The sequence below is a fragment of the Streptomyces radiopugnans genome, assembly GCF_900110735.1.
In the GTDB taxonomy this organism is placed as follows: domain Bacteria; phylum Actinomycetota; class Actinomycetes; order Streptomycetales; family Streptomycetaceae; genus Streptomyces; species Streptomyces radiopugnans.
The window spans coordinates 89,515-113,765 of the sequence record NZ_FOET01000018.1 but is presented as its reverse complement, the minus strand read 5'-3'; the positions used below and the strand labels follow the sequence as shown (position 1 = coordinate 113,765).

General features: G+C 74.3%; 25 protein-coding genes and 1 tRNA gene. 14 read left to right on the top strand and 12 right to left on the bottom strand.

Annotated elements, in window-relative coordinates; all coding sequences use genetic code 11:
- Positions 1-156 precede the first annotated feature (156 nt).
- A complete protein-coding gene (locus BMY40_RS24420; RefSeq protein WP_093662936.1) occupies positions 157-1,209 on the top strand; it encodes a PAC2 family protein in 1,053 nt (350 codons plus the stop codon).
- A 166-nt stretch (positions 1,210-1,375) separates the two neighbouring features.
- Here the strand turns inward: BMY40_RS24420 and mshC are convergent, their stop codons facing one another.
- From mshC to BMY40_RS24400, 4 genes are all read right to left on the bottom strand, one after another.
- Complete coding sequence (gene mshC / locus BMY40_RS24415) at positions 1,376-2,605, bottom strand: cysteine--1-D-myo-inosityl 2-amino-2-deoxy-alpha-D-glucopyranoside ligase (protein WP_093662957.1); 1,230 nt, start codon at positions 2,603-2,605, stop codon at positions 1,376-1,378.
- Between the two features lie 133 nt (positions 2,606-2,738).
- Complete coding sequence (locus tag BMY40_RS24410) at positions 2,739-3,671, bottom strand: SCO1664 family protein (RefSeq protein WP_093662935.1); 933 nt, start codon at positions 3,669-3,671, stop codon at positions 2,739-2,741.
- Positions 3,635-4,225 carry a DUF3090 domain-containing protein gene (locus BMY40_RS24405; protein WP_093662956.1) on the bottom strand — a complete coding sequence of 197 codons (591 nt, stop codon included), beginning with the start codon at positions 4,223-4,225 and terminating at the stop codon, positions 3,635-3,637. The genes BMY40_RS24410 and BMY40_RS24405 overlap by 37 nt, the downstream gene beginning before the upstream one ends.
- Positions 4,226-4,368: 143 nt before the next feature.
- Complete coding sequence (locus tag BMY40_RS24400; protein ID WP_093662934.1) at positions 4,369-5,082, bottom strand: histidine phosphatase family protein; 714 nt, start codon at positions 5,080-5,082, stop codon at positions 4,369-4,371.
- A gap of 113 nt (positions 5,083-5,195) precedes the next feature.
- Between BMY40_RS24400 and corA the strand changes: the two genes are divergently transcribed.
- Entirely contained in the window at positions 5,196-6,188 is a 993-nt protein-coding gene (corA, locus tag BMY40_RS24395) for a magnesium/cobalt transporter CorA (protein WP_093662955.1), read from the top strand.
- Here corA and BMY40_RS24390 read toward each other — a convergent pair.
- Both BMY40_RS24390 and BMY40_RS24385 read right to left on the bottom strand, forming a co-directional pair.
- Complete coding sequence (locus BMY40_RS24390; protein ID WP_093662933.1) at positions 6,166-7,116, bottom strand: hypothetical protein; 951 nt, start codon at positions 7,114-7,116, stop codon at positions 6,166-6,168. The two genes, corA and BMY40_RS24390, sit on opposite strands and share 23 nt — an antisense overlap.
- Before the next feature lie 300 nt (positions 7,117-7,416).
- Positions 7,417-8,469 (bottom strand): LLM class F420-dependent oxidoreductase, encoded by a 1,053-nt coding sequence (locus BMY40_RS24385; protein WP_093662932.1) that lies wholly within the window; start codon positions 8,467-8,469, stop codon positions 7,417-7,419.
- Between the two features lie 75 nt (positions 8,470-8,544).
- Here BMY40_RS24385 and BMY40_RS24380 point away from each other — a divergent pair, with 75 nt between their 5' ends.
- Together BMY40_RS24380 and BMY40_RS24375 are read left to right on the top strand one after the other, a co-directional pair.
- On the top strand, positions 8,545-9,528 hold the full coding sequence (locus tag BMY40_RS24380; protein WP_093662931.1) for an aldo/keto reductase: 984 nt from the start codon (positions 8,545-8,547) through the stop codon (positions 9,526-9,528).
- Positions 9,529-9,605: 77 nt separating this feature from the next.
- Complete coding sequence (locus BMY40_RS24375) at positions 9,606-11,603, top strand: helix-hairpin-helix domain-containing protein (protein ID WP_093662954.1); 1,998 nt, start codon at positions 9,606-9,608, stop codon at positions 11,601-11,603.
- Positions 11,604-11,657: 54 nt separating this feature from the next.
- Here BMY40_RS24375 and BMY40_RS24370 read toward each other — a convergent pair whose 3' ends face one another.
- Positions 11,658-12,371: a hypothetical protein gene (locus BMY40_RS24370; protein WP_093662930.1), complete on the bottom strand. Its 714-nt coding sequence runs from the start codon at positions 12,369-12,371 to the stop codon at positions 11,658-11,660.
- 47 nt (positions 12,372-12,418) lie between these two features.
- Here BMY40_RS24370 and BMY40_RS24365 point away from each other — a divergent pair, with 47 nt between their 5' ends.
- Complete coding sequence (locus BMY40_RS24365; RefSeq protein WP_093662929.1) at positions 12,419-12,607, top strand: DUF5703 family protein; 189 nt, start codon at positions 12,419-12,421, stop codon at positions 12,605-12,607.
- An 88-nt stretch (positions 12,608-12,695) separates the two neighbouring features.
- On the opposite strand, the gene BMY40_RS24360 is transcribed toward BMY40_RS24365, so the two are convergent.
- The 3 genes from BMY40_RS24360 to BMY40_RS24350 all read right to left on the bottom strand — a co-directional run bounded on the left by BMY40_RS24360 (position 12,696) and on the right by BMY40_RS24350 (position 15,511).
- Positions 12,696-13,586, bottom strand: coding sequence for a chaplin (locus tag BMY40_RS24360; protein ID WP_093662928.1), 891 nt, complete (start codon positions 13,584-13,586; stop codon positions 12,696-12,698).
- Between the two features lie 168 nt (positions 13,587-13,754).
- Positions 13,755-13,988 carry a chaplin gene (locus BMY40_RS24355; protein ID WP_093662927.1) on the bottom strand — a complete coding sequence of 78 codons (234 nt, stop codon included), beginning with the start codon at positions 13,986-13,988 and terminating at the stop codon, positions 13,755-13,757.
- A gap of 152 nt (positions 13,989-14,140) precedes the next feature.
- The gene (locus BMY40_RS24350; protein ID WP_412698508.1) at positions 14,141-15,511 is read right to left on the bottom strand and encodes a M20/M25/M40 family metallo-hydrolase; all 1,371 of its coding nucleotides are present in this window, start codon (positions 15,509-15,511) and stop codon (positions 14,141-14,143) included.
- Positions 15,512-15,617: 106 nt separating this feature from the next.
- Here BMY40_RS24350 and BMY40_RS24345 point away from each other — a divergent pair.
- A tRNA-Leu gene (locus tag BMY40_RS24345) sits at positions 15,618-15,702 on the top strand.
- 62 nt (positions 15,703-15,764) lie between these two features.
- On the opposite strand, the gene BMY40_RS24340 is transcribed toward BMY40_RS24345, so the two are convergent.
- Positions 15,765-17,420, bottom strand: a complete 1,656-nt coding sequence (locus tag BMY40_RS24340) for an FAD-binding dehydrogenase (protein WP_093662925.1) — start codon at positions 17,418-17,420, stop codon at positions 15,765-15,767.
- A gap of 94 nt (positions 17,421-17,514) precedes the next feature.
- On the opposite strand from BMY40_RS24340, the gene BMY40_RS24335 reads away from it, so the two are divergent.
- From BMY40_RS24335 to BMY40_RS24305, 7 genes are all read left to right on the top strand, one after another.
- The gene (locus BMY40_RS24335; protein WP_093662924.1) at positions 17,515-18,063 is read left to right on the top strand and encodes an NUDIX domain-containing protein; all 549 of its coding nucleotides are present in this window, start codon (positions 17,515-17,517) and stop codon (positions 18,061-18,063) included.
- A gap of 10 nt (positions 18,064-18,073) precedes the next feature.
- The gene (locus BMY40_RS24330) at positions 18,074-18,484 is read left to right on the top strand and encodes a YidH family protein (protein ID WP_093662923.1); all 411 of its coding nucleotides are present in this window, start codon (positions 18,074-18,076) and stop codon (positions 18,482-18,484) included.
- Positions 18,481-18,867, top strand: a complete 387-nt coding sequence (locus BMY40_RS24325) for a DUF202 domain-containing protein (RefSeq protein WP_245770296.1) — start codon at positions 18,481-18,483, stop codon at positions 18,865-18,867. Before BMY40_RS24330 ends, BMY40_RS24325 begins: the two co-directional genes overlap by 4 nt.
- 17 nt (positions 18,868-18,884) lie before the next feature.
- On the top strand, positions 18,885-19,358 hold the full coding sequence (locus BMY40_RS24320) for a gluconokinase (RefSeq protein ID WP_093662952.1): 474 nt from the start codon (positions 18,885-18,887) through the stop codon (positions 19,356-19,358).
- 153 nt (positions 19,359-19,511) lie between these two features.
- Positions 19,512-20,534 (top strand): phosphotransferase family protein, encoded by a 1,023-nt coding sequence (locus tag BMY40_RS24315; RefSeq protein ID WP_093662922.1) that lies wholly within the window; start codon positions 19,512-19,514, stop codon positions 20,532-20,534.
- Between the two features lie 6 nt (positions 20,535-20,540).
- On the top strand, positions 20,541-21,767 hold the full coding sequence (locus BMY40_RS24310) for an acyl-CoA dehydrogenase family protein (RefSeq protein WP_093662921.1): 1,227 nt from the start codon (positions 20,541-20,543) through the stop codon (positions 21,765-21,767).
- A gap of 198 nt (positions 21,768-21,965) precedes the next feature.
- Positions 21,966-22,508, top strand: coding sequence for a DUF4262 domain-containing protein (locus BMY40_RS24305; protein ID WP_093662920.1), 543 nt, complete (start codon positions 21,966-21,968; stop codon positions 22,506-22,508).
- A gap of 112 nt (positions 22,509-22,620) precedes the next feature.
- On the opposite strand, the gene BMY40_RS24300 is transcribed toward BMY40_RS24305, so the two are convergent.
- Positions 22,621-23,412: a nucleotidyltransferase domain-containing protein gene (locus BMY40_RS24300; protein WP_093662951.1), complete on the bottom strand. Its 792-nt coding sequence runs from the start codon at positions 23,410-23,412 to the stop codon at positions 22,621-22,623.
- Between the two features lie 206 nt (positions 23,413-23,618).
- On the opposite strand from BMY40_RS24300, the gene BMY40_RS24295 reads away from it, so the two are divergent.
- The gene (locus BMY40_RS24295; protein ID WP_093662919.1) at positions 23,619-24,020 is read left to right on the top strand and encodes a hypothetical protein; all 402 of its coding nucleotides are present in this window, start codon (positions 23,619-23,621) and stop codon (positions 24,018-24,020) included.
- Positions 24,021-24,251: the final 231 nt, after the last annotated feature.

Here is a 24,251-nt window from a genome sequence, read left to right as displayed (position 1 = left end):
AGCGGCGGTATCCGGACGGATCACCACCGCACGGCCCGGGAAAGGAGTGCGATGGCTGCGGCGCGGGCACGGTCACGCCGTAGGCTGGGCCCGCACGGTAATGGAACGTCAGCCGGTACGGAGCGAGTGCTCCGGTCGGCCGGAAGGAGGCACTGGGTGATCGAGCTCGAGGGGGTTCCCGAGCTGGTCGACCCGGTCATGGTGGCCGCGTTCGAAGGCTGGAACGACGCCGGTGACGCCGCCTCCGCCGCGGTCGCGCATCTGGAGCGGGAGTGGAAGGGCGAGGTGTTCGCGGCGCTGGACGCCGAGGACTACTACGACTTCCAGGTCAACCGCCCCCAGGTGTGGCTGGAGGGCGGTGTGCGCAGGATCACCTGGCCGACGACCCGCCTGTCGGTGGTGCGGATCGGCGACGCCGACGGCCGGGGCCGCGCCCGCGATCTGGTGCTGGTGCGCGGCATCGAGCCGAGCATGCGCTGGAGGTCCTTCTGCAACGAGATCCTGGGTTTCGCCCATGAGCTGGGTGTGGAGATGGTCGTCGTGCTCGGCGCGCTGCTCGGGGACACCCCGCACACCCGCCCGGTTCCGGTCACGGGCGTCACCTCGGACCCGGACCTGGCCCGCACGATGGACCTGGAGGAGTCCCGGTACGAGGGCCCCACCGGCATCGTCGGCATCCTCCAGGAGGCGTGCGGCCACGCGGGCGTGCCGGCGGTGAGCCTGTGGGCCGCGGTGCCGCACTACGTCTCGCAGCCGCCCAACCCCAAGGCGACCCTCGCCCTGCTCAACCGCCTGGAGGACCTGCTGGACGTGCGGATCCCGCTGGGCGAGCTGCCGGAGGACGCCCGGGCCTGGCAGCTGGGCGTGGACCAGCTCGCCGCCGAGGACAACGAGGTGGCCGAGTACGTGCAGTCGCTGGAGGAGGCCCGGGACACCGCGGAGCTGCCGGAGGCGTCGGGCGAGGCGATCGCCAAGGAGTTCGAGCGCTATCTGCGGCGGCGGGACGGCCAGCCCGGCGGCCACGCCGGGGGCGGTACGGCCGCCGAGGGCGGTACGTATCTGCGCGACACCTCGGCCGGGGGGCGTACGCGTCCGGCGAGGTCGCCGGAGCCGCCGGAGGACGGCCCGGAGGGCGGGAGCGGCGCGGAGGGCGGGAACGGCCCGGAGGGCGAGGACGGCGGTGCCGAGGGCCCGGAGAGGGACGGCTGAGCGCACGGCACGACGATGGGGGCGCCCGCCGTTCGGCGGGCGCCCCCGTCTTTGCCGTCACGCGCCGGTGCCGGGGCTGTCCGGGGAGCCGGAAACGACCGGAGATCCCCGGAACCGCCCGGAACCGCTCAGGCGCCGGAATGCTCCGGATGGATGCCCGGGGCGCTCAGAGCGCGACGCCCAGCAGGGCGTCCACGGCCCGCGACACCAGACCGGGGGCGCCGGTGTCCGTACCGCCGTCCGCGTTCTGGCGCTCGGCCCAGCGGTCGACCGCGGCCAGCGCGGCGGGAGCGTCGAGGTCGTCGGCGAGGGCGGCGCGGATCTCCTCCACCAGCGCGTCGGCCGGCGGGCCGTCGGGGCGGGAGACCGCGGCCCGCCAGCGCCCGAGCCGGGCCAGCGCCTCGTCGAGCACGGCGTCCGTCCACTCCCAGTCGGCGCGGTAGTGGTGGGCCAGCAGGGCCAGGCGGATGGCGGCCGGGTCGGTGCCGTCGCGGCGCAGCGCGCTGACGAAGACCAGGTTCCCCTTGGACTTGGACATCTTCTCGCCGTGGAGGGCGACCATCCCGGCGTGGACGTAGGCGCGGGCGAAGGGGTGCTCCCCGGTGAGCGCCTGGGCGTGCGAGGCCCCCATCTCGTGGTGGGGGAACGCCAGGTCGGAGCCGCCGCCCTGGACGTCGAAGCCCATGCCCAGGTGCTCCAGGGCGATGGCGACGCACTCGATGTGCCAGCCGGGGCGGCCGCGGCCGAGCGAGCCGCCGTCCCAGGAGGGCTCGCCCTCGCGGGCGGCCGTCCACAGCAGCGGGTCGAGCGGGTTCTTCTTGCCGGGGCGGTCCGGGTCCCCGCCTCGCTCGGCCGACAGGCGCCGCATCGTCTCGGCGTCCAGACCGGAGACCTCGCCGAAGCGGGGGTCGGCGGCGACGGAGAAGTAGACGTCGCCTTCGAGGTCGTAGGCGGCACCGGTCTCCCGCAGCCGCTCGATGACGGGGACGATCCGGGGTATGGACTCCACGGCCCCGACGTAGTGCCTGGGCGGGAGCATCCGCAGGGCGGTCATGTCCTCGCGGAAGAGGGCCGTCTCGCGCTCGGCCAGGGCCGTCCAGTCCTCACCGGTGGCGGCGGCCCGCTCCAGCAGCGGGTCGTCGATGTCGGTGACGTTCTGCACGTAGTGGACCTGCCGCTTGGTGTCGAGCCACACGCGCTGCACGAGGTCGAACGCGTTGTAGGTCGCCGCGTGCCCGATGTGGGTCGCGTCGTACGGCGTGATGCCGCAGACGTAGAGGCGGGCGACGGGGCCGGGGGCGAGGGTCACCCGTCCGCCGGTCGCGGTGTCGTGGAGGCTGAGGTCTCGGCCCTGACCTGGCAGGGCGGGCACCTCGGAAGCGGGCCAGGCATGCATGGTCATGAGCGTAACCGGCACGTGGTGCCGCCCACGAGCGGGATGCGCGCAATGGCCTGAACCGGGATGCCGCGGCCGATGCGGCCCGCTTGACGAATCGCCGGGAGCGGGCGCGGCGGAACCGGACGGCGGGTCAGACGGGCGGCCAGGGGATCGCGGGCCAGTCGCCGCCGGGCAGCGGGTGGCGGCCGGTGCCGATCAGGGCGTCGGTCCGCTTGCGCAGGGCGTCCAGCTCGGCGGGGGTGATCAGCTCGGCCAGGCGGGTGGCGAGCGGTCCGCCGTCGGCCAGCGCGGCGGACAGGCCGCGCAGCGGTTCCAGCGTCTCCTCGGGCAGCGGCTCGCCCGCCCAGCCCCACAGCAGGGTGCGGAGCTTGTCGTCGGTGTGGAAGGTCACACCGTGGTCGATGCCGTACAGCTCCCCGTCCGGAGTGGTCAGCAGGTGCCCGCCCTTGCGGTCGGCGTTGTTGATCACCGCGTCCAGGACGGCCAGGCGGCGCAGCCTGGCATCGTCGGCGTGCACCAGCAGCGCGGTGCGGTCCCCGCCCACGCCGACCGGGACGACGGGCTTCCAGCCCGGGCCCGGCTCACCCTCCTCCACCAGCGCGAGCAGTTCCGCGGCGGCGGGCCCGCCGTCCTCTCCCGGCTCCTCCCGCTCCCCCGGCCGCTCCGGTTCCCGCGTCCCGTCCGGCCGGGGTCCGATCCACAGCTGGCACATGCCCTCGCCGTACGGGCCGTCGCGCAGCACGGTCGGCGGAACCAGGTGCCAGCCCAGGGCCTCGGAGACCTCGTAGGCGGCCACCTCGCGCCGGGCGAGGCTGCCGTCGGGGAAGTCCCACAGCGGGCGCTCCCCGCGCACCGGCTTGTACACGCAGGGCACCCCGTCCCCGCCGTCACCGCCTTCCTCGCCCGCCCCCGCGACCGTGCAGTACAGCACCGCGTTGGAGGCGTCGCGGAGGCGTCCGCGCACCGTCAGCTCACCGCGGGCCAGCAGTTCGGCCGGCGGTGCGCCGCCGGGATGCGCCTTCGGCCTCACAGCCCGCGGCGGTATCCGTTCTGGCGCGGACATACGTGTCCCTCCGGGTCGAGCGGCAGACTGCACAGCGGGCACGGCGGCCGGCCGGCCTTGACGACCTCCATGGCGCGTTTGGCGAAGGCCCGGGCCATGGTGCCGCTGATCCTCACGCGCAGCACCGGCGGGCCGTTCTCGTCGTCCCGCAGCAGCCTCTCCTCGGCCTCGGCCAGGTCCTCGTCGGAGTCGGCCTCGATCTCGACGAGGGCCTGCGCCTCCACGACCACGCACTCGTCCTCGCCGTCCCAGGCCAGCGCCATGGTGCCGACCCGGAACTCCTCCTCCACCGGGGTCGCCAGGGGTGCGTTGTCGGCCGTCTCGGCGGGTGCGACGGCCGGGACCGGGGCGCTGCCGCCGGTGCGCCGCACGACCTCGTCGAGGAGTTCGTCTATGCGCTCGGCGAGCGCCTCGACCTGCGCCTTCTCCAGGGCGACGCTGGTGGTGCGGCCGGCCGCGGACGCCTGGAGGAAGAACGTCCGGCGGCCAGGCAGCCCGACCGTGCCGGCCACGAAGCGTTCCGGATGGTCGTAGAGGAACACCTGACGGGACACGTCCTGCTCCATCGGTTCGACTGCTGGGACACTGGCACCCTACTGCGCACGGCGATCACCGTGCCGACCACCGCACCCGCCACCGTGTCCGCGACCGCGCCGGCCGGACGCCCGTGCGGTGCGGCCGGCTTCGGGCGGCGCCGTCAGGCCCCGCCCCCGACGACCGCGCCGCCGTCGCCGCCGGCCTGCGGCGCGCCGTGCGCGGAGTCCCCGGCGTCCGCCTCGCGCGGGGCGAGCGAGGCGAGGTCACCGGTGTCGCCCAGCCGCAGCAGGAAGGGGCGCAGCGGGGTGTAGCGGATGGCGGTGACCGAGCAGGGCTCGACGTGGAGGCGCTGGAAGAGGTCCAGGTGCATGCCGAGGGCGTCGGCGACCAGCGACTTGATGATGTCGCCGTGCGAGCACATCAGATAGGTGGCGTCCGGCCCGTGCTCCCGCTCGATCCGCTCGTTCCACTCCCGTACGGCCTCCACCGCCCGGGCCTGCATACCGCGCATCGTCTCGCCGCCGGGGAAGGCCGCGGCGGAGGGGTGCTGCTGGACGGTGGCCATCAGCGGCTCCTCGTTCAGCTCGGCGAGCTTGCGGCCGGTCCAGTCGCCGTAGTCGCACTCGCCGATGCGCTCCTCGGTGTGCAGCGGCAGCTCCGGCCTGGCACCGGCCAGCGGCGCCAGGGTCTGGCGGCAGCGCTCCAGCGGGCTGTGGACGGCGGCGGCCAGCGGGAGCGCGGCCAGGCGTCCGGGGAGGGCGGCGGCCTGGGCGGTGCCGAGCTCGTCCAGGTCGACGCCGGGAGTGCGTCCGGCGAGCAGTCCGGAGGTGTTGGCGGTGGACCGGCCGTGCCGGACGAGGAGCAGCGTGGGCATGGCAGCCAGCGTAGGCGAGGACGGCGGGGCCGAGGAGGGGCGGGGGCCGGGTGGTGGGCGGGCGGCCGTCAAGGGGGCGGCCGTCGCACGTGCCACCGGGCCGACGGTGGAGAATCGTCGGTGTGATTGTGGACTGTGCGATCTACCGGGGCGGGCGCCGCGCCGAGGGTCCCTCCGGTCTCGCCGAGGCGCTCCGGGTGGCCCGTGCGGACCGCGACGCCTTCCTGTGGATCGGGCTGCACGAGCCCACCGAGGAGGAGTTCGAACAGGTCTCCCGGGAGTTCGGGCTGCACCCGCTGGCGGTGGAGGACGCCCTGTCGGCCCACCAGCGTCCCAAGCTGGAGGTCTACGAGGACTCGCTGTTCCTGGTGCTCAAGCCGGTGGACTACGACGATGCGGCCGACACCGTCGGCACCGGGGAGCTGATGCTGTTCCTCGGCGACTCCTTCGTGGTGTCGGTGCGGCACGGCACGACCAATCCGCTGGGCTCGGTGCGCGAGCGGCTGGAGCGGAACCCGCAGGTGCTGCAGCACGGTCCGACGGCCGTGATGTACGCGGTGAGCGACTCGGTGGTCGACCACTACATGGAGGTGGCCGCCGAGCTGCACGTCGACCTCGAGGAGCTGGAGGCGGAGGTCTTCACCCCCGGCGGCACCGCGTACGGCGCCGTGGCGAGCCGCATCTACGGCTTCAAGCGCCAGGTGCTGGAGTTCCGCCGGGCCACCGGACCGCTGGCGGAGCCGATGGAGCGGCTGGCGGGCACCGGCGTGCCGTTCGTGCACGACGACTCGCGCCCGTTCTTCCGCGACGTCAGCGACCATCTGACACGGGCGAACGAGCAGGTGGAGGCGTTGGACCGGCTGCTGTCGGACATCCTGTCGGCCTATCTGGCCCAGGTGGGCGTCCGGCAGAACGACGACATGCGCAAGATCTCGGCGTGGGCGGCCATGGCGGCGGTCCCCACCATGATCGCCGGGGTGTACGGCATGAACTTCGCCCACATGCCCGAGCTGGGCCACCCGCTGGGCTATCCGGGGGTGTTGGTGCTGATGGTCGCCGCGAGCACCGGTCTGTACCGCCTCTTCAAACGCCGGGGCTGGTTGTAGCCGCCTCCCCGGACGGAGTCCGCGACCCCGCTCCGGGCCCCTCACCGGGCTCCGCTCCGTGTTCCGTCCCGGATTCCGCACCGGGTCGCGCCCCGGGTCCGGACCCGGCCCGTACCGCGTCGCGCGCGGGCTCGGACTCGTGCTCCGGTCCCGGTCCCGCGTCCGCTCCCGGCTCCGGCTTCGGCAGCGGGGGGAGCGGGTCCAGGCGTACGGCGCGGCGCCGGCCGGCCAGCCGCTCGTAGGCGTAGCGGGCCTGGACGCCGCCCTCCATCACCACCGACCTGGCCATGCTCCAGCCCAGCAGGTGGCCGGTGCGGGCCAGTACGGCCAGGGCCGCGTCGCGGTGGGCGCGGGCCTCCGCCAGCGCGTTCTCCCTGAGCACCAACTCGACGGCCGCGACGTGGCCGGCGCGGGCGAAGCCCAGCATCCCCTCGCGGCACCAGGCCAGGTGCTCCCGTTCGGCGCGGAGGACCTCCCGGACCGCCTCGCCTGCCCCGGGACGGCCGGAGAGGTGCCCGGCCAGGCGGGCGAGCCAGGCGGCGGCACGGGTCGAGGCGGCGTGCCCGTGGGCGAGGTGGGCCAGGACGTCCCGCTCGCTCAGGGGCTGCCCGCACCGCATCCGGGCGTGCGCCGGGCAGCTCCCCCGCCGCTCCAGAAGGGCGGCGTGGTCCGCCTCGGGGGGCACCTCGGCGGGTTCCAGGCCGCAGGCGGCGAGCAGTCCGGCCAGCAGCCGGGCATGCCGCTCCTGAAGCTCGCCGTACCGGGCCATCGCCGGGGCGAGTTCGCGCCGGCCCTGGGGAACGAGGGCGGCGATCCTGCGGCTCTCCCGGCCGTTGCGCGCCTGGGCCGCGGCGGCCAGGGAGCACAGCAGCCGGAAGGACGCGTCGTCGTCGAGGACCTCCCGCACCAGGTCCCTTCTGCGCAGCATGGCCCGACACCTTCCGTGGACGTATCCGCAGAAGCCGAGTCAACCGGTGCGGGCGGGCGGCGGCAACAGCTCACCTCCGCCCCTGCGCCGAACGGACGTGTCCGCCGCGCCGGGCGTAACCCCGGCGGCTCCGCGCCGTTGTGCCGGGAGACGGCCGTGGCGGGGAGGACCCCCGAGCCCCCACCACGGCCGTGGGCACGTCCCGGCGCGGGGCGCGGCCGGGCGGCTCGGTCCGGCCGCGCCCCGCGCGGCGCCCACGGCGGGGGCGGGGCGGGCGAAGGCGGACGAGGGGCGGTCCCCTCAGGAGGCGGCCCCGGACCGCTCCAGAGCCTCCACCCCGGCCCGCAGCGCGGCGATCCGCTCCTCCAGGGTGAAGCCCGCCGGCGCCAGCGACAGGGTGGTCACCCCCGCCTCGGCGTAGGCCCGCATCCGGTCGGCGATCCGCTCGACCGGGCCGAGCAGCGCGGTGGAGTCGATGAGCTGCCGGGGCACGGCGGCCGCGGCGCCCTCCTTGTCCCCGGACAGGTACCTGTCCTGGATCTCGGCGGCCTCCTTCTCGTACCCCATGCGCCGGGCGAGCCGGTTGTAGAAGTTCTGCTTGCGGCTGCCCATGCCTCCGACGTACAGCGCGGTGTACGGGCGGAAGGTGTCGGCCAGGGCGTCGATGTCGTCGCCGAGGGCCAGCGGCACGGTGGGCACCACGTCGAAGCCCTCCATGGTCAGGCCCGCCTTCTCGCGCCCGGCCCGCAGTGCGCCGAGCGTGGTCTCCTCGGCGTGCTCGGGGGCGAAGAAGATCAGCAGTGCGCCGTCGGCGATCTCGCCGGTCTGCTCCAGGTTCTTCGGGCCGATGGCGGCGATGTACAGCGGGATCCGTTCGCGGACGGGGTGGACGGTCAGCTTCAGCGGCTTGCCGGGGCCGTCGGGCAGCGGCAGCGTCCAGTGCTCGCCGGAGTGGGTCAGCCGCTCGCGGGACATCGCCTTGCGGACGATCTCCACGTACTCGCGGGTGCGGGCGAGCGGCTTGTCGAACCGCACCCCGTACCAGCCCTCGGACACCTGCGGCCCGGAGACGCCCAGGCCCAGGCGGAAGCGGCCGCCGGAGAGGGTGTCGAGGGTGGCGGCGGTCATGGCCGTCATGGCGGGGGTGCGGGCGGGGATCTGGAGGATGGCCGAGCCGATGTCGATCCGCTCGGTCTGGGCCGCGACCCAGGCCAGGACGGTGGGGGCGTCCGATCCGTAGGCCTCCGCGGCCCAGCACACGGAGTAGCCCAGCCGGTCGGCCTCCCGGGCGACCGCGAGATTGTCGGCGTCCATCCCGGCGCCCCAGTAGCCGAGGTTGATCCCGAGTCTCATCCGCGTCCCCTTACCGATCGGTAACGTGCCCGTCGCCGGGACTCTAGCGCGCGGCCGCAAGTACTCTCAACGCCCATGGAGCACAGGCACGTGGGCCGCACCGGCCTCCGCGTATCCCGGATCGGGCTCGGTACTCTCACCTGGGCGCGGGACACCGGGGAGCGTGAGGCGGCCGACCTGCTGAAGGCCTTCTGGGAGGCCGGCGGGACGCTGGTGGACACCGCCGACGTGTACGCCGACGGCGGCGCCGAGTACCTCCTCGGCCGGCTGCTGCAGGACCTGGTGCCCCGCCGGGACCTGGTGATCGCCACCAAGGCGGGCGGCGTGCCCGACCCCGAGCGCCGCTTCGACTGCTCGCGCGGCCATCTGCTGGCCGCGCTGGACGCCTCCCTGGAGCGGCTGGGCACCGACTACGTCGATCTGTGGCAGGTCCACGCCTACGATCCCTTCACCCCTCTGGAGGAGACCCTCCAGGCCCTCGACACCGCGGTGGGCAGCGGCCGCGCCCGCTACGCGGGGGTGGCGGGCTTCTGCGGCTGGCAGCTGGCCAAGGCCGCCTCCTGGCAGCTCGCCGCCCCGGGGGCGCGCACCCGGCTGGCCGGCGTCCAGATGGAGTACTCCCTGCTCCAGCGCGGGGTGGAGCGGGAGGTGCTGCCGGCCGCGCTGGATCTGGAGGTGGGGCTGCTGGCTTCCTCGCCGCTGGGCCGGGGCGTGCTCACGGGCAAGTACCGCCGCTCCACCCCGCCCGGCTCACGCGGCGCCTCAGAGCGCCTGGCGCCCTTCGTGGAGCCCTACCTGGACGACGAGGCGGCGCGGATCGTCGACGCGGTCGCCACGGCCGCCGACGGGCTGGCCGTCACCCCGCTCCAGGTGGCGCTGGCATGGGTGCGCGACCGGCCCGGGGTGGCCGCGCCGATCATCGGCCCGCGCACGTCGCAGCAGCTCGGCGAGGCTCTGTCAGTGGAGAGCCTTACGCTTCCCGACGAGATCTGCCGGGCGCTGGACGATGTGTCGGCCCCGGTGCACCGCTATCCCGATCACGACTGGAGCACGCTTTGACCGCGTCCGGCGCCGACAACGCCGATCAGGCCCCTCAGACCGCAGCCCCGGGCGCCCGGGACAAGGCCGCGGAGCTCATGGCCGCCGTACGCGCCGTGGAGAGCGGCGAGCGCTCGGCCGCCGAGTTCTTCGCAGAGCCGAAGCCCGCGCCCCGGCCCCGGCGCGCCGCCCCGGCCGCCCGGCCCGGCGGTGTTCCCTGCGGGCCCGGTGGTGTTCCCGGCGGGCCGGGCGGCCCGGTGGCCGTGCCCGAGGGCGTCACCGCGCTGCTGGCCGAGGGCGGCGCTCCCGCCGCGCTGGGCGCGGCCGTGGTGGAGACCTTCGGCGAGGGCGCCGAGGATGTGCTGCGCGCCGATCCGTGGGAGCTGCTGGCCGTTCCGGGCGTGCTGCCGGAGCAGGCGGACGGCTTCGCACGGGCGCTGCTGGGGCCGGAGAGCGGTCCGGGCGACGAGAGGCGCGGCCGGGCCCTGGCGGTGTGGCTGCTGGAGCGGGCGGCGCTGTCCGGGCACACGGTGCTGGGCTCGAAGGCCCTGGCCGAGGGGCTGGCCCGGTACGGCGTGCCGGATCCGGACACGGCGGTGGGCGAGGCGGTCGACGCGGGTGCGGTGCTGGCCTTCGAGGACGCCGGCGAGGAGGGGGCCGGAGCCGGGGATGCCGCGGCCGGTGGATCCGGGGCGGGCGAGGAGGAGGAGGCCGAGCGGCCCGTAAGGCTGCTCGTCGGCCTGGAGCGCCACGCGCTGGCCGAGGAGAGCCTGGCCGAGGGCCTGGCACGGCTGAGCGGCACCTTCGCCCCGCCCGGTGAGGAGGAGACGGCCCGCTGGGAGGAGGCCGCGGCCAGTGCGCCCGGCCCGTCCGCGGCGGAGCTGGTGCGCGCCGCCGCCCGCAGCGGTCTGGTCGCGCACACCGGCGGCGAGGCCGCCCGTGCCGAGCCGGCGGCGCTGGTGGCCGCGGCCCGGGCGCTGGGGCTGCGGGCGTACGCCGCCGCGCACAGCGAGGACGGCAGGCGGCGGCTGGCGGAGCTGCTGGACGCCCGGGGCCGCGATGGGGACGGTACCGGCGCGGACGGCCCGGACGGTGATCCGGACGGCGGTCCGGGTCCGGCGGCCGTCACCGTCGACGGGCTGCTGGCCGGCAGGGAGGGCCCCGGGCGCGACGAGGAGGGCGCGTACGCGCTGGACCTGCTCGCCGTGCTGGACGCCCCCCAGCTCGACACCGAACGCGCCGCGATGCTGGTCGAGGCGCTGCCGGACGGTGCGCGGCTGGTCCTCAGCGGCGATCCGAACCTGCTCGGCTCGGCGGGCGCCGGCCAGGTGCTGGCCGATCTGCTCGCGGCGCGCGTCTGCCCGCAGGTGGTCTCCCGCACCCCGGATCCCGGTCCGGTCGGCGAGCTGGTCTCGGGCATCGGGATCGGCGAGCTGAACCAGGTGGAGGCACCCGGCCGGGAGGTGGTGATCGTCCCGGTGCGCGACGCCGGGGAGGCGGTGCACCGCACCGTGCAGCTCGTCGCCGACTCGGTGCCGCGGGCGCTCGGGGTGCCCGCCGGGCTGACGCAGGTGATCACCCCCGGCCACGGCGGCGCCGCGGGCACCCGGGTTCTCAACGCCGCGCTCAAGGAGCGGCTCAACCCCGGCCCCGGCCGGTTCGGCGGCTTCGATCCGGGCGACCGGGTGGCCTACTCCCCCTCCCCCGGGCACACCGCGCCGGGCACGGTGGTGTCGGGGGACGAGGAGGGGCTGCGGCTGGACTGCTCCGGCCGCGCCGTCACCGTCCCGCGCGGGCGGGTGGCGCGGACGGTGCGGCACGGCTGGGCGATCACCGCCCACCAGGCAGTCGGGACGCGCTGGCCGGCGGCCGTGGTGGTGCTTCCGGGCGACGCGGTCCCGGCCCTCGACCGCGCCTGGGTGTACACGGCGTTCGGCCGCGGCGAGCGGCATCTGTCCGTGGTGCACGGCGTGGACCAGGCGCTGCCGCGGGCGGTGGCGCAGATCCCGGCCCCGGAGCGCACGACGCGCCTGCGCGCGCTGCTGCGCGCGCAGGCGGCGACGGCGGCGGCCCCGCCGCCGGAGGCCGCCGGCTGACCTCTCCGCACCCTGCCGCCGGCGCCGGCTCGCGGTCCGGCGGCAGGGTGCGGATCAGTCCGCGGCCCGCACCACCGGTCCGCCGGCCTCGTCCTCGTCCTCGTCCTCGTAGAGATCCTCCTCGTCGAAGACGGCGCTGACGTCGAAGCGGCAGACGACCTGCTCGGGGTCGGCTCCGTCGAAGGGCGAGCCCAGCCACTCCCCCGGCTCGGCGGGCTCGTCGCCCGCGATCACCCAGAGCGTGGAGTCGCCCTCCTCCAGGCCGAACTCCTCGTGCCGGGTGGCGATCTCGTCGGGTTCGTACTCGCCGAACAGCACGCTGAGCGCGGCATGCACGCCGCTCCCGGCGAAGGGGCCCTCCAGCGCCTCCTCGTCCGCGTCCGCCGAGTCCGGGTCGAGCGCGGTGACGCGCTGCGCCTGGGCCATCAGCCGCTGAGGCTCCACGACGGTGTAGTCGCGGCGGATGAGGACGCTGAGGGTGCTGGGCTCCTCCGGCCCGGCGTAGGCGGGCATGCTGTCGCCGCCCGGGATCTCGAAGGGTGTGACCTCGTCGTAGACGTCGTACAACAGCTCGTCGTACGCCTCGCCCGCCGCGGCGAGTTCGTCGAAGGCGGCGTGGACGGCGGCCTCGGCCCGGGCGGCCCCGGCGCCCGAGCCCCCCTCGGCAGACCGTCGTTCGACGGCTTCGAGGTGACGGTCCAGCGCGGTCTTCAACGCTTCGGCGGCGGCTCGTACCTCGGCAGCACCGGGCTGCGCAGCATCAGACATAGTGCAGACGCTATCCGTACCGGGGCCCCGCACGCACAATAGATGTGATGCCGGAATACGAATTTCGTGATGTGTACGTCCCGCGCGGGGTCTCCCGCAAGGCCGCCACACGTCTGCTGACCGAACACGCCGAGTACGGACACTGGGAACTGGACCGCCTCAGGCTCAACTCCGACGGCAGCCGCCAGGTGCGGCTGCGGCGGCGGATCATCCGCCAGTTGCGCGCCACCTGGTGACGCGGAAGGCGGAAGGAGCGGACCCCGCCCCCTGCAGGGGCGGAGCCCGCTCCTCGCCGTGCTCCCGGCCGTGGTTCCCGGCCGCCGGTCAGCCCCGCATGGCGCGGGCGCGCCGGTAGAGCAGGGCGCCGCCGAGCAGCACTCCGGCACCGACCGGGGCGATCGAGCCCAGCCCGCTGCCGCCGGTCTCGGCCAGCTCGCCGCCCATGACCTGGGGAGCGGGCTTCTCGGGCGCCTCGGCACGGGGCTCGTCCCTCTTCTCCGGCTGCTTGGGCTCCTCCGGCTTCTGCTTCTCCGGGTGCTTGGGCTCCTCCGGCTTCTGCTTCTCCGGGTGCCCGGGCTTCTCGGGCCCGGGCCTCTCCGGGGACGGCTGGTGGTCGCTCACGTTGGCGCACTCGTTGCCGGCGGCCGGGTTGAGCGCACCCACCACGTTCACGGAGTTGCCGCAGACGTTCACCGGCGCGTGCACCGGGGCCTGGACGGTGTTGCCGGACAGCACGCCGGGCGAACCCGCGGCCACGCCCTCGGCCCTGGCACCGCCGTGGCCGGCGTGCCTCCCGTCCTGCTTCTTGCCGTGCCCCTTGCCGTGCTCGCGGTGCTGCCCGCCGGGGTTCTCCTGGTGGCCGCCACCGCGGTGCCCGCCCTCGTGCCCGCCCTGGTGGTGACCACCGTCGTGCCCGCCCCGCTGGTACCCGCCGTCGCGGTCGCCCTGGTGGTGGCCGCCGCGGTGGTCGTCCACGTTGGCGCACTTGTTGCCGAAGGCCGGGTTGAGGCCGCCGCCGACGGTCGCGGTGTTGCCGCAGGCGTTCACCGGCGCGTGCACCGGGGCCTGGACGGTGTTGCCGGACAGCACGCCGGGCGAACCCGCGGCCACGCCCCGGGCCTCGGCGTCCGCGTGGGCGGCGTGGCCGCCCGACATGGCCAGCACGCCGCCGGCCGCGGCGATGGTGATCAGGCCCTTCCTGGTGACCTGTCGCATGTGTACTTCCCCTTGCCCTCTGATGTGCGGGTGGCTTGCGATCTACGGTTGCGATCGCGGGCGGAGAGCACTCCTCGACTCCCCGCCCGCCGAAACAGCGGCCCCGGAGCGCATGGCGCGCACTCCGGGGCCGCCGTGCACCGGGCTCTCACGAGCCCGGGCGCGACGTCAGCTGTTGACGCAGAAGTTGCCGAAGGCGGGGTTCAGCAGCCCGATCACGTTGATCGTGTTGCCGCAGACGTTCACCGGGACGTGGATCGGCGCCTGGATGACGTTGCCGGAGACGACACCGGGAGAGCCGATGGCAGCGCCCTGGGCACCGGAGTCGGCGGCGGCCACACCCGCGCCCGCGAGCACGAGACCACCGGTGGCAGCCGCGACGGCGACGACCTTCTTGATCATTCTTCCTCCTTGTTGGCAATGCGATCCCAGCCGCGGACCGCACTCCCTGTAACGACACCGGAGGAAGCGGGCTACGGCCCGATGGCGCATTCACCCGTCCTGGTCACATGCGCACACACGGGCGATTACCGAGGAGGCGGGCCCCGGGCCGGTCAGCACTGGTCGAGGAAGCGGTCCAGCACCCGCACGCCGAACTTCAGCCCCTCCACCGGCACCCGCTCGTCCACCCCGTGGAACATCCCGGCGAAGTCCAGCTCCGGCGGCAGCTTCAGCGGGGCGAACCCGAAGCAGCGGATGCCCAGGTCGTCGAAGGACTTGGCGTCGGTGCCGCCGGAGAGCATGTACGGCACGGCCCGCGCGATCGGGTCCTCGGCCCTCAGCGCGGACTGCATGGCGTCCACCAGGGCGCCGTCGAAGCCGGTCTCCACCGCCTTGTCGGCGTGCACGTCCTCGCGCTTCACGCGCGGGCCCAGGATCCGGTCGAGGTCGGCCAGGAACTCCTCCTCGTAGCCGGGCAGGAAGCGCCCGTCGACGTGGGCGACGGCCTGGCCGGGGATGACGTTGACCTTGTAGCCGGCGCCCAGCATCGTCGGGGCGGCGGTGTTGCGCAGCGTCGCCCCGATCAGCTTGGCGATGCCGCCGAGCTTGGCCAGGGTCTCGTCCATGTCCTCCGGGTCCAGTTCCACGCCGAGGGCGTCGGAGAGCTCGTCGAGGAAGGAGCGCACCGTCTTGGTCACCCGGACCGGGAACCTGTGCCGCCCCAGCCGCCCGACCGCCTCGCACAGTTCGGTGATCGCGTTGTCGTCGTTGGTCATCGAGCCGTGCCCGGCGGTGCCGTCAACGGTGAGCCGCATCCAGTGCATGCCCTTCTCGGCGGTCTCCACCAGGTACAGGCGCAGCTTCTCGTTGACGGTGAAGGAGAAGCCGCCGACCTCGCCGATCGCCTCGGTCACCCCCTCGAACAGCTCCGGGTGCCGTTTCACCAGGTGCTTCGCCCCCCAGGTGCCGCCCGCCTCCTCGTCGGCGAGGAAGGCCAGCACGATGTCGCGCGGGGGCCTGCGGCCGCTGCGCAGCCGGTCGCGCACGACCGCCAGCGTCATCGCGTCCATGTCCTTCATGTCGACCGCTCCGCGCCCCCACACGCAGCCGTCGGCGATCTCGCCGGAGAACGGGTGGTGGGTCCAGTCCTCGGCGTTGGCCGGGACGACGTCGGTGTGCCCGTGGATGAGGAGCGCGGGCCGGGAGGGGTCCTCGCCCTCGATCCGGGCGACGGTCGACGCCCGGCCCGGGTGCGACTCGAAGATCCGCGGCTCCAGTCCCACCTCCGCGAGCTTCTCCGCCACGTACTCGGCCGCGGCCCGTTCGCCCGGTCCCGAGTGGTCGCCGTAGTTGCTGGTGTCGATCCGGATGAGATCGCGGCACAGGTCGACGACCTCGTCCTCGCCCCTTACCGCCTCCGTCGCGGTGGTGGTCGCGTTCGGCTCGCTCACACTGCCTCCTCGTGTTGCGGGGTCCGCGCCCATCCTCCCGCCTCCGGGGCCGCAGGCACAGGAGCCGGGGTGATCGCCCGGCTCCGCTCCAGTGCTATGGTTTACACGTCGCCACGACCACGGTCGGCGGCACGCACCTGTCCGGGTGGCGGAATGGCAGACGCGCTAGCTTGAGGTGCTAGTGCCCTTTATCGGGCGTGGGGGTTCAAGTCCCCCTCCGGACACGGAAGAGGCGAAGGCCCCCGCGGAGATCCGCGGGGGCCTTCGCCGTCCGTGCCGTACCGCCTCAGCCCACCGCCTTCGCCGCCGCGCGGCCGGCGGTGCGGCCCGAGAAGAGGCAGCCGCCCAGGAAGGTGCCCTCCAGGGAGCGGTAGCCGTGCATGCCCCCGCCGCCGAAGCCGGCGGCCTCGCCCACCGCGTAGAGGCCGGGCAGCGCCTCGCCGCCGGTGGTGAGGACGCGGGAGGACAGATCGGTCTCCAGGCCGCCGAGGGTCTTGCGGGTGAGGATGTTCAGGCGCACGGCGATCAGCGGGCCCGCCTCCGGGTCCAGCAGGCGGTGGGGCGGGGCGACGCGGATCAGCTTGTCGCCGAGGTAGGTGCGGGCGCCGCGGATCGCGGTGATCTGGAGGTCCTTGGTGAAGGTGTTGGCGATCTCGCGGTCGCGGGCGGTGATCTCGCGGCGCAGGGCGGCCTCGTCGATCAGATCGTCGCCGGTGAGCGCGTTCATGCCGCGCACCAGGGCGGAAAGGTCGCGCTCGACGACGAAGTCGGCGCCCTTGTCCATGAAGGCGCGCACCGGGCCGGGCGCCCCGGAGCGGGCGCGGCCCAGGACCTGGCGGACGCTGCGGCCGGTGAGGTCGGGGTTCTGCTCGGAGCCGGAGAGCGCGAACTCCTTCTCGATGATCTTCTGTGTGAGGACGAACCAGGTGTACTCGTACCCCGTGCCCATGATGTGCTCAAGGGTGCCGAGTGTGTCGAAGCCGGGGAAGAGCGGCACCGGCAGCCGCCTGCCGGTGGCGTCCAGCCACAGGGAGGAGGGGCCGGGCAGGATGCGGATGCCGTGCCGCGCCCAGATCGGGTCCCAGTTCTCGATGCCCTCGGTGTAGTGCCACATCCGGTCGCGGTTGACGATCCGGCCGCCGGCCTCCTCGGCGATGCCGAGCATCGCCCCGTCGACGTGGGCGGGCACTCCGGAGAGCATCCGCCTGGGCGGGGTGCCCAGGCGCTCCGGCCAGTTGGCGCGGACGAGGTCGTGGTTGCCGCCGATGCCTCCGGAGGCGACGATCACGGCCTGGGCGCGCAGTTCGAAGACGCCGGTCGCCTCCCGGCCGCTGGCCGTGCCGCGCGCGGCGCCGCTGGGGGCGAGCACCTCGCCGGTGACGGTGTCCACCGCTCCGGCGCTGCGGGCCAGCCCCGTGACGCGGTGGCGGAAGCGCAGGTCCACCAGACCCCGTTCGGCGCCCTGGCGCACCCGCCGCTCGAAGGGCTCGACCAGGCCCGGCCCGGTGCCCCAGGTGATGTGGAAGCGCGGTACCGAGTTGCCGTGGCCGGTGGCGTCGTAGCCACCCCGCTCGGCCCAGCCGACGACGGGGAACAGCCGCACGCCCTGGGCACGCAGCCAGGCGCGTTTCTCCCCGGCGGCGAAGTCGACGTACGCCTCGGCCCAGCGGCGCGGCCAGGCGTCCTCCTCGCGGTCGAAGCCGGCCGTGCCGAGCCAGTCCTGCCAGGCCAGTTCACGGCTGTCGCGTACGCGCATGCGGCGCTGCTCGGGGGAGCCGACGAGGAACAGCCCGCCGAAGGACCAGTGCGCCTGGCCGCCCAGGGAGGCTTCGGGCTCCTGGTCGAGCAGGATCACCTTCCGCCCGGCGTCGGCCAGTTCGGCGGTGGCCGCGAGCCCGGCCAGGCCCGCCCCGATCACGATCACATCGGCGTCGTACGCCATCGGCCCATCCGTTCCTCGGTCCGTCCCGCTGGTGACCGGAGAGTAACCCCGCGCCCGGTCCCGCGGCACCCCTGCGGGCTGCTTTGATGATCGGATGACGAGTAAGGAGACGGCGGGCAGGTCCGCGGACGAACTGCTGGACATCGTGGACGAGTACGACCGCGTGATCGGCCGGGCCCGGCGCGGTACGGCCACCGCCCGGCGGATGCGGCACCGGAGCGTGTCGGTGCAGGTGCGGGACGCCGAGGGCCGGATCTTCGTGCATCGCCGCACCCCGGGGAAGCTGGTCTTCCCCTCGATGTACGACGTGGTGGTCGGGGGCGTGGTCGGCGCGGGCGAGAGCTACGACGAGGCGGCGCTGCGCGAGGCCGAGGAGGAGCTCGGGGTGAGGGGGCTGCCGCACCCGGAGCACCGGCTGACCTTCCTGTACGAGTCGCCGGAGCACACCTGGTTCCTGGCCGTCTACGAGGTGCGGTGCGAGCTGCCGGTGCGCCCTCAGCCCGAGGAGGTCGCCTGGTGGGACTTCCTGCCGGAGGACGAGGTGGAGCGGCGGCTGGAGGAGTGGGACGTGGTGCCGGACGGGCTGGAGTGCCACCGGCGGCTGAAGGAGTGGCACCGGGAGCGGGGCGGAGGTCCCGCGTAGTGTCGAGAGCATGATCGAACGGCTCTGGTACGGGCTCCGGGACTCGCTGCGGCTGTGGCTGGCGCCGGAGCGGATGCGGGCCGAGGGCACCACCCCCGACTACCGCTTCTCCCTGGCCAACGAGCGGACCTTCCTGGCGTGGGTCCGCACCGCGCTGGCGCTGGTGGCGGGCGGCCTGGCGGTGGACCAGTTCCTGACGGGGATGCGCCCCGCGCCGCGGACGGCGATCGCCGTGGTGCTGCTGGCGGGCGGTGCGCTGTGCGCGGTGCGGGCGGTCAACCACTGGCTGCGCACCGAGCGGGCCATGCGGCGCGGGGAGGACCTGCCGCTGTCCCGCTTCCCCGTGCTGCTGGCGCTGGGCACGGCGGTGACCGCACTGGCGGTGGTCGCCGGGGTGGTGCTCGGGGAGCTGGGCCGGTGAGCGCGGGCCGCCGGCCGCGCGGGGGCGGGGCGGCCGGAGGCGGGGCGGCCGGGGGCGGGCCGCGCGGTGCCGAGGGGGCCGTACGCGACCCGGCCGCGCAGCCGGAGCGCACCCGGATGGCCTGGCGGCGCACCACCCTGGCCTTCGCGGCCGTGGTGGCGCTGCTGGCCCGCGGGACGGTGCACGACGGCGGTCCGCCGCGGCAGTACGCCCTGGCCGCGCTGGGGGCGCTGGTGTGGCTGGTGTTCCTGGCGCTGGCCCACCGCCGTATCCGCGCCCTGGATGTGCCCCGGCCGGGCCCGCTGGGTACGCGCACGGCGTACGCGGCGGCCGTCTGTACGCTGACCGTGCCGATCTCGGGAATGGTGGTGTGGCTGTGGTGAGTCCGCTCGTCGTGGTGATGGGTGTGTCCGGGTCCGGGAAGACGACGGTGGGCACGGCCCTGGCGGAGCGGCTGGGGGTGCCGTACGCGGAGGCCGACGACTTCCATCCGCCCGAGAACGTGGCGAAGATGGCCTCGGGCGTCCCGCTGACGGACGAGGACCGGGCCCCCTGGCTGGACGCGATAGCCGCCTGGCTCAAGGCCCAGGACGGGGAGGGCGGCGTGGTCACCTGCTCCGCCCTCAAGCGCGCCTACCGCGACCGGCTGCGCCGGGCCGCGCCGGAGGTGTTCTTCCTCCACCTCGACGGCTCGCCCGAGCTGATCGGCGAGCGGCTGTCGGGCCGCACCGGCCACTTCATGCCGTCCGCGCTGCTGAGGTCCCAGTTCGAGACGCTGGAGGCGCTGGACGCGGACGAGGCGGGCGCGGTCGTCCCCATCGACGGGACGCCGCAGGAGGTCACGGAGCTGGCCGTCGCCGCCGTCCTCCGCTGACCCGGTCCGCGTACCGCCCCGTACCGCCCCCGGTGCCGCCTCGCGCGGCGCCGGGGACGCCCTTTTCGCCACCCCTCTCTGGACTCCATACCGACTGGTCGGCATCATGGCTCGGTACGTACGACCACCCTCTTCCCGCCGAGGAGCCTTCCGATGACCGAGCACCACCCACCGGGCCTCGATCCCGCGCGGCTGCGCGCGTACCTGGACGGCGAGCGCCCGGGGCTCGTCCAGGGGCCCCTGAGCGCGGAGCTGATCGAGGGCGGCCGCTCGAACCTGACCTACGAGGTGACCGACGGGACCTCGCGCTGGGTGGTGCGGCGCCCGCCGCTGGGCCACGTCCTGGCCACCGCCCACGACATGGCGCGCGAGTACCGGGTGATCAGCGCCCTGGGCCCCACCGGCGTGCCCGTGCCCGGCGCGGTGCTGCTGTGCGAGGACACGTCCGTCCTCGGCGCGCCCTTCTACGTGATGGAGTACGTGGAGGGCACGCCGTACCGCACCGCCGGGCAGCTCGCCCCGCTCGGCCCCGAGCGCACCCGCGAGCTGGTCCTCGGCCTGGCCGACGCCCTGGTCAAGCTGCACTCGGTCGACCCGGCCTCCGCGGGCCTGGGCGACTTCGGGCGTCCGGAAGGCTTCCTGGAGCGGCAACTGCGGCGCTGGGGGAAGCAGTTGGACGCCTCCCGCAGCCGCGAGCTGCCCGGCATCGACGAGCTGCACGCCTTGCTCGGCAACCGGCTGCCCGCCTCCCCCGCCCCCGCGATCGTCCACGGCGACTACCGGCTGGACAACGTGCTCGTCGGCGCGGACGACGAGATCGCCGCCATCCTCGACTGGGAGATGTCCACCCTCGGCGACCCGCTGACCGATCTGGGCCTGCTGGTGATGTACAGCAGTCAGCGGCCCGTCCCCGGCACCCCCATCGCCACCACCCGCGAGGCGCCCGGCCACCCGGACGCGCGGGAGCTGATCGAGCGGTACGCGGCCGGCTCGGGCCGCGACGTGTCGGACATCGCCTGGTACACGGCGTTCGCCTACTTCAAGCTCGCCGTGATCCTGGAGGGCATCCACTACCGCTACACCCTCGGGCAGACCGTCGGCGCGGGCTTCGACCGCATCGGCGCACTCGTCCCCCTCTTCGTCTCGGACGGCCTCACCACCCTTCAGGAGGGCTGATCAGCCATGGACTTCGGATTCGACGCACGCACCGATGAGCTCCGCAAGAAGCTGCTGGCCTTCATGGACGAGCACGTCTACCCGGCGGAGGCGGTGGCCGGCGAGCAGCGTGCGGCGCTGGACTCGCCGTGGCGCACCCCGCCGGTGGTGGCGGAGCTGAAGGCCGCGGCCCGCGAGCGGGGCCTGTGGAACCTCTTCCTGCCCGACGCCGAGCACGGGGCCGGGCTGACCAACCTCCAGTACGCGCCGCTGGCGGAGATCACCGGCCGCAGTCCGCAGCTCGCCCCGACCGCGACCAACTGCGCCGCGCCGGACACCGGCAACATGGAGGTGCTGGCGCAGTTCGGCAGCGCCGAGCAGCGCCAGCGGTGGCTGAAGCCGCTGCTGGCCGGCGAGATCCGCTCGGCCTTCGCCATGACCGAGCCGGAGGTCGCCTCCTCGGACGCCACCAACATCGAGACGCGCATCCGGCGCGAGGGCGACGAGTACGTCATCACCGGCCGCAAGTGGTACATCTCAGGGGCGATGAACCCCGACTGCGCGGTCTTCATCGTGATGGGCAAGACCGACCCGGACGGCGACGACATCCGCCGCCAGCAGTCGATGGTGCTGGTGCCGCGCGACACCCCGGGCGTCGAGGTGCGCCGCGCGATGACGGTCTACGGCTACGAGGACCACTGGCACGGCGGCCACGCCGAGGTCTTCTTCCACGACGTGCGCGTTCCGGTGGCCAACCTGATCGGCGAGGAGGGCGGGGGCTTCGCCATCGCCCAGGCCCGCCTGGGCCCGGGCCGCATCCACCACTGCATGCGGCTGATCGGCATGGCCGAGCGGGCGATCGAGCTGATGTGCCGCCGGGCCAACACCCGTACCGCCTTCGGCAGGCCGCTGGCCGCGCAGGGCGTCGTCCAGCAGTGGATCGCCGACGCGCGGGTGTCGGTGGAGCAGCTTCGGCTGCTGGTGCTCAAGACTGCCTGGCTGATGGACACCGTCGGCAACCGGGGCGCGCACACCGAGATCCAGGCCATCAAGATCGCGGTGCCGCGCACGGTGGTGGGCATCCTGGACCGCGCGGTGCAGCTGCACGGTGCGGGCGGCGTCAGTCAGGACTTCCCGCTGGCCGAGCTGTGGGCGGGCGCCCGCACCCTCCAGCTCGCCGACGGCCCGGACGAGGTCCACCAGCGCTCGCTGGCCCGCCGCGAACTGAAGCGCTTCGCGCCTCCTGGGTCCTGACGGCCCTGCGCCCACGGGGCGCGTACGCATGCCCGGGGTCGCCGCGGTGGTATTCGTGGCGGCCCCGGGCACGAGAGTGTCAGGACTACACCCCTTAGAAGTACAGTCCTGACGCCGGGGCGAGACGCGGCACCCAGGCCACCCCACCGAGTCGTCCCCTCCCGCTGCCCGGCCGGAGTCCTGCCCTACGCTCCTCACATGGACGACTCCCCCTGCTCCTGCCTCCTCTGTGCGCCCTCCGTGGAGGGGCCCGCCTGGGAGGAACGCGACCGCCGGACGGCCGCGAGCGTGACCGAATTCGGCTGGCATGTGATGGGCGTGGGTGCGAACGGCAGCGCACCCGCCGACTGGGCCTACTCCATCGGACTCTGGCACACGCTGCGCAGCCCCGAGATCTGCGTCTTCGGGCTGCGGGTCGAGACGATGATGTCGATCGTGAACACCGTGGGCACAGCGGTCCGCGAGGAGCGTCCACTCGAGCCCGATCAGCGGCGGGACGACATCCTCAACGGTTACCAGGCTGCCGTCCGTCCTGTGCACCCCGGCTGGTACCTGGACTTCTTCGGCGCCGGCGTCGACTTCTACCAGGCCCCTCCGCTGCCGATCGCGCAGCTCTTCTGGCCGGACAAGGCCGGGCGCTTCCCGTGGGAGGAGGAGGCCGAGGAGTACTGCCGCGCAAGCCAGCCGCTGCTCTGGATTCCCAAAGACGAAACCGCCGGCCCGTGGTCCGGGATCGGTTGAGGCCCGCACAACAGCGCCGGAGGAGCACATTGCGGCTCAGGGCCGCCGGCAGGGCCTTGCGCACCCCGAGCCGGCACCGCGGCGCACGGGCCCCGGCTCGGGGCAGGCGCTGTCACCCGGTGCGGTTCCTCAGCGCGGCGATGGTCTCCCCGACCAGTGCCCGCGCCTCGGCCACCGTCGCCGCCAGCGACTCCGACGTCTCGCCGGGCGCCCCCAGCAGGCGGCGGACTCGCGGGCCGAAGCCGGCCGGCGCGGCCGGCAGCGTCTCGGCGACGGCCAGCGCGCCCTTCTCGTTGAGGCACCAGCGCCGGTCCTCGGCGAACACCGCCTGCACCAGCACACCGACCGCCCGGGACAGGCAGAGCGAGACGTAGAGCGTGTCCGCCCCTGCCGCGCCCTTCGCCGCGGCACCGACCAGGAACTCCGCCTCCCAGGCTCCCGCCGTCAACGCCTCCCGCAGCGGCTCGGGGTAGACCGCGGTCCTGCGCCGAAGATCCGCCAACTCGCCGGACGGGTCGGCCAGTACCCGACCGAGCGCCACCTCGCCCGCGTAGCACGGCGACCAGAATCCGAGCGGATGCCCCGCCTGTACGCCCACTTCGTACCGGCCCTCGCGGCAGTCCGCCCACACCCGCTCGACCCGGTCCAGGTCCCGCAGGATCCAGTCCACCGCCACACCGTCGACCCGCAGCCACGCACCGCCGTTCACCCAGGGCCCCCAGCCGCCCGGGCCGGCCACCTCCACGCCGGGACCGGCCAGCGCGCGCAACGCGGCGAGATCGAGCTCGCCCCGGTAGTAGACGCCGAGGTCCCAGTCCGATCCGGGCCGGTGCTCCCCGCGGGCCCGGCTGCCGCCGAGCATCACCCCGACCACGCCCGGCACCTCGGCCAGACGGCCCGCCATGTCCTCGATGATCGCCCGCACGGAACGAGTCTGACAGCCACCGACGTACCAGGCCGCCGGATGACGGTCCTCGCGCGCCGGAAGCGGCACGAGGAAGCAGGAGGCGGACCACCGGGGATTCACCGACGACCTCGGTACCGGCGTCGGTACCCCGGCCGGACTGCGTCCTTGACCTCAACCTCGCTTGAGATATGAAACTCGGTCACATGGATACCACGGACAGCGGCACCATCCTCTTCCGCAACACCATGCGCATCACCGACGGCCATCTCGACGGCTTCCGCCGCGCCATCGCACAGGCGGTGGCGTTCGCCCGGGAGCACGGCCCCCAGCTCATGGTGGAGGTCTTCATCGACGAGGAGCGGATGCTGGCGCACAGCTTCCAGCTCTACCGCGACTCCGACGCCGTCCGCACCCACTGGCGGCTGTCGGACCCGTACATCCGCGAGGTGATGGAGCACTGCACCGTGCAGCACTTCGAGGTGTTCGGCGAACCGGACCACGACATCGTCGCGGCCCTCAAGACCCCCGGCGGCGAGTCCTTCCCCTTCACCGTCTCGCCCCGCCTCGCCGGCTTCAACCGCCTTGCGGAGTCCGGACGGGGATGACTCCCCTTCCTGGGAGGAGTCACCGATGTGGACCGGGGTTCGTGGCGGGGCAGGCGCGTACACGTCGCGTCCTGGCGCTCCCCCTGCCTTTCGAGCAGCGCTGTCGGTGACGACTGCTAGCTTCCTGCGCAGGAATGAGCCGGTTCGACGCTCTCGGTGAGGAGCGCGGCGGCCAAGGGGGGTGGCCGGACAGGCGTCCCCGGCTCCCACGGGCCCGGGACACCGAATGGC

What these genes read in the sequence shown, in the direction of transcription:
- mshC (WP_093662957.1), bottom strand. Translation starts at nt 2,605, where the DNA reads ATGCATGCCTGGCCCGCTTCCGAGGTGCCCGCCCTGCCAGGTCAGGGC.
- BMY40_RS24410 (WP_093662935.1), bottom strand. Translation starts at nt 3,671, where the DNA reads ATGTCCGCGCCAGAACGGATACCGCCGCGGGCTGTGAGGCCGAAGGCG.
- BMY40_RS24400 (WP_093662934.1), bottom strand. Translation starts at nt 5,082, where the DNA reads ATGCCCACGCTGCTCCTCGTCCGGCACGGCCGGTCCACCGCCAACACC.
- BMY40_RS24390 (WP_093662933.1), bottom strand. Translation starts at nt 7,116, where the DNA reads ATGCTGCGCAGAAGGGACCTGGTGCGGGAGGTCCTCGACGACGACGCG.
- BMY40_RS24385 (WP_093662932.1), bottom strand. Translation starts at nt 8,469, where the DNA reads ATGAGACTCGGGATCAACCTCGGCTACTGGGGCGCCGGGATGGACGCC.
- BMY40_RS24380 (WP_093662931.1), top strand. Translation starts at nt 8,545, where the DNA reads ATGGAGCACAGGCACGTGGGCCGCACCGGCCTCCGCGTATCCCGGATC.
- BMY40_RS24375 (WP_093662954.1), top strand. Translation starts at nt 9,606, where the DNA reads ATGGCCGCCGTACGCGCCGTGGAGAGCGGCGAGCGCTCGGCCGCCGAG.
- BMY40_RS24370 (WP_093662930.1), bottom strand. Translation starts at nt 12,371, where the DNA reads ATGTCTGATGCTGCGCAGCCCGGTGCTGCCGAGGTACGAGCCGCCGCC.
- BMY40_RS24365 (WP_093662929.1), top strand. Translation starts at nt 12,419, where the DNA reads ATGCCGGAATACGAATTTCGTGATGTGTACGTCCCGCGCGGGGTCTCC.
- BMY40_RS24360 (WP_093662928.1), bottom strand. Translation starts at nt 13,586, where the DNA reads ATGCGACAGGTCACCAGGAAGGGCCTGATCACCATCGCCGCGGCCGGC.
- BMY40_RS24355 (WP_093662927.1), bottom strand. Translation starts at nt 13,988, where the DNA reads ATGATCAAGAAGGTCGTCGCCGTCGCGGCTGCCACCGGTGGTCTCGTG.
- BMY40_RS24350 (WP_412698508.1), bottom strand. Translation starts at nt 15,511, where the DNA reads ATGGGCGCGGACCCCGCAACACGAGGAGGCAGTGTGAGCGAGCCGAAC.
- BMY40_RS24340 (WP_093662925.1), bottom strand. Translation starts at nt 17,420, where the DNA reads ATGGCGTACGACGCCGATGTGATCGTGATCGGGGCGGGCCTGGCCGGG.
- BMY40_RS24335 (WP_093662924.1), top strand. Translation starts at nt 17,515, where the DNA reads ATGACGAGTAAGGAGACGGCGGGCAGGTCCGCGGACGAACTGCTGGAC.
- BMY40_RS24330 (WP_093662923.1), top strand. Translation starts at nt 18,074, where the DNA reads ATGATCGAACGGCTCTGGTACGGGCTCCGGGACTCGCTGCGGCTGTGG.
- BMY40_RS24320 (WP_093662952.1), top strand. Translation starts at nt 18,885, where the DNA reads ATGGGTGTGTCCGGGTCCGGGAAGACGACGGTGGGCACGGCCCTGGCG.
- BMY40_RS24315 (WP_093662922.1), top strand. Translation starts at nt 19,512, where the DNA reads ATGACCGAGCACCACCCACCGGGCCTCGATCCCGCGCGGCTGCGCGCG.
- BMY40_RS24310 (WP_093662921.1), top strand. Translation starts at nt 20,541, where the DNA reads ATGGACTTCGGATTCGACGCACGCACCGATGAGCTCCGCAAGAAGCTG.
- BMY40_RS24305 (WP_093662920.1), top strand. Translation starts at nt 21,966, where the DNA reads ATGGACGACTCCCCCTGCTCCTGCCTCCTCTGTGCGCCCTCCGTGGAG.
- BMY40_RS24300 (WP_093662951.1), bottom strand. Translation starts at nt 23,412, where the DNA reads ATGGCGGGCCGTCTGGCCGAGGTGCCGGGCGTGGTCGGGGTGATGCTC.
- BMY40_RS24295 (WP_093662919.1), top strand. Translation starts at nt 23,619, where the DNA reads ATGGATACCACGGACAGCGGCACCATCCTCTTCCGCAACACCATGCGC.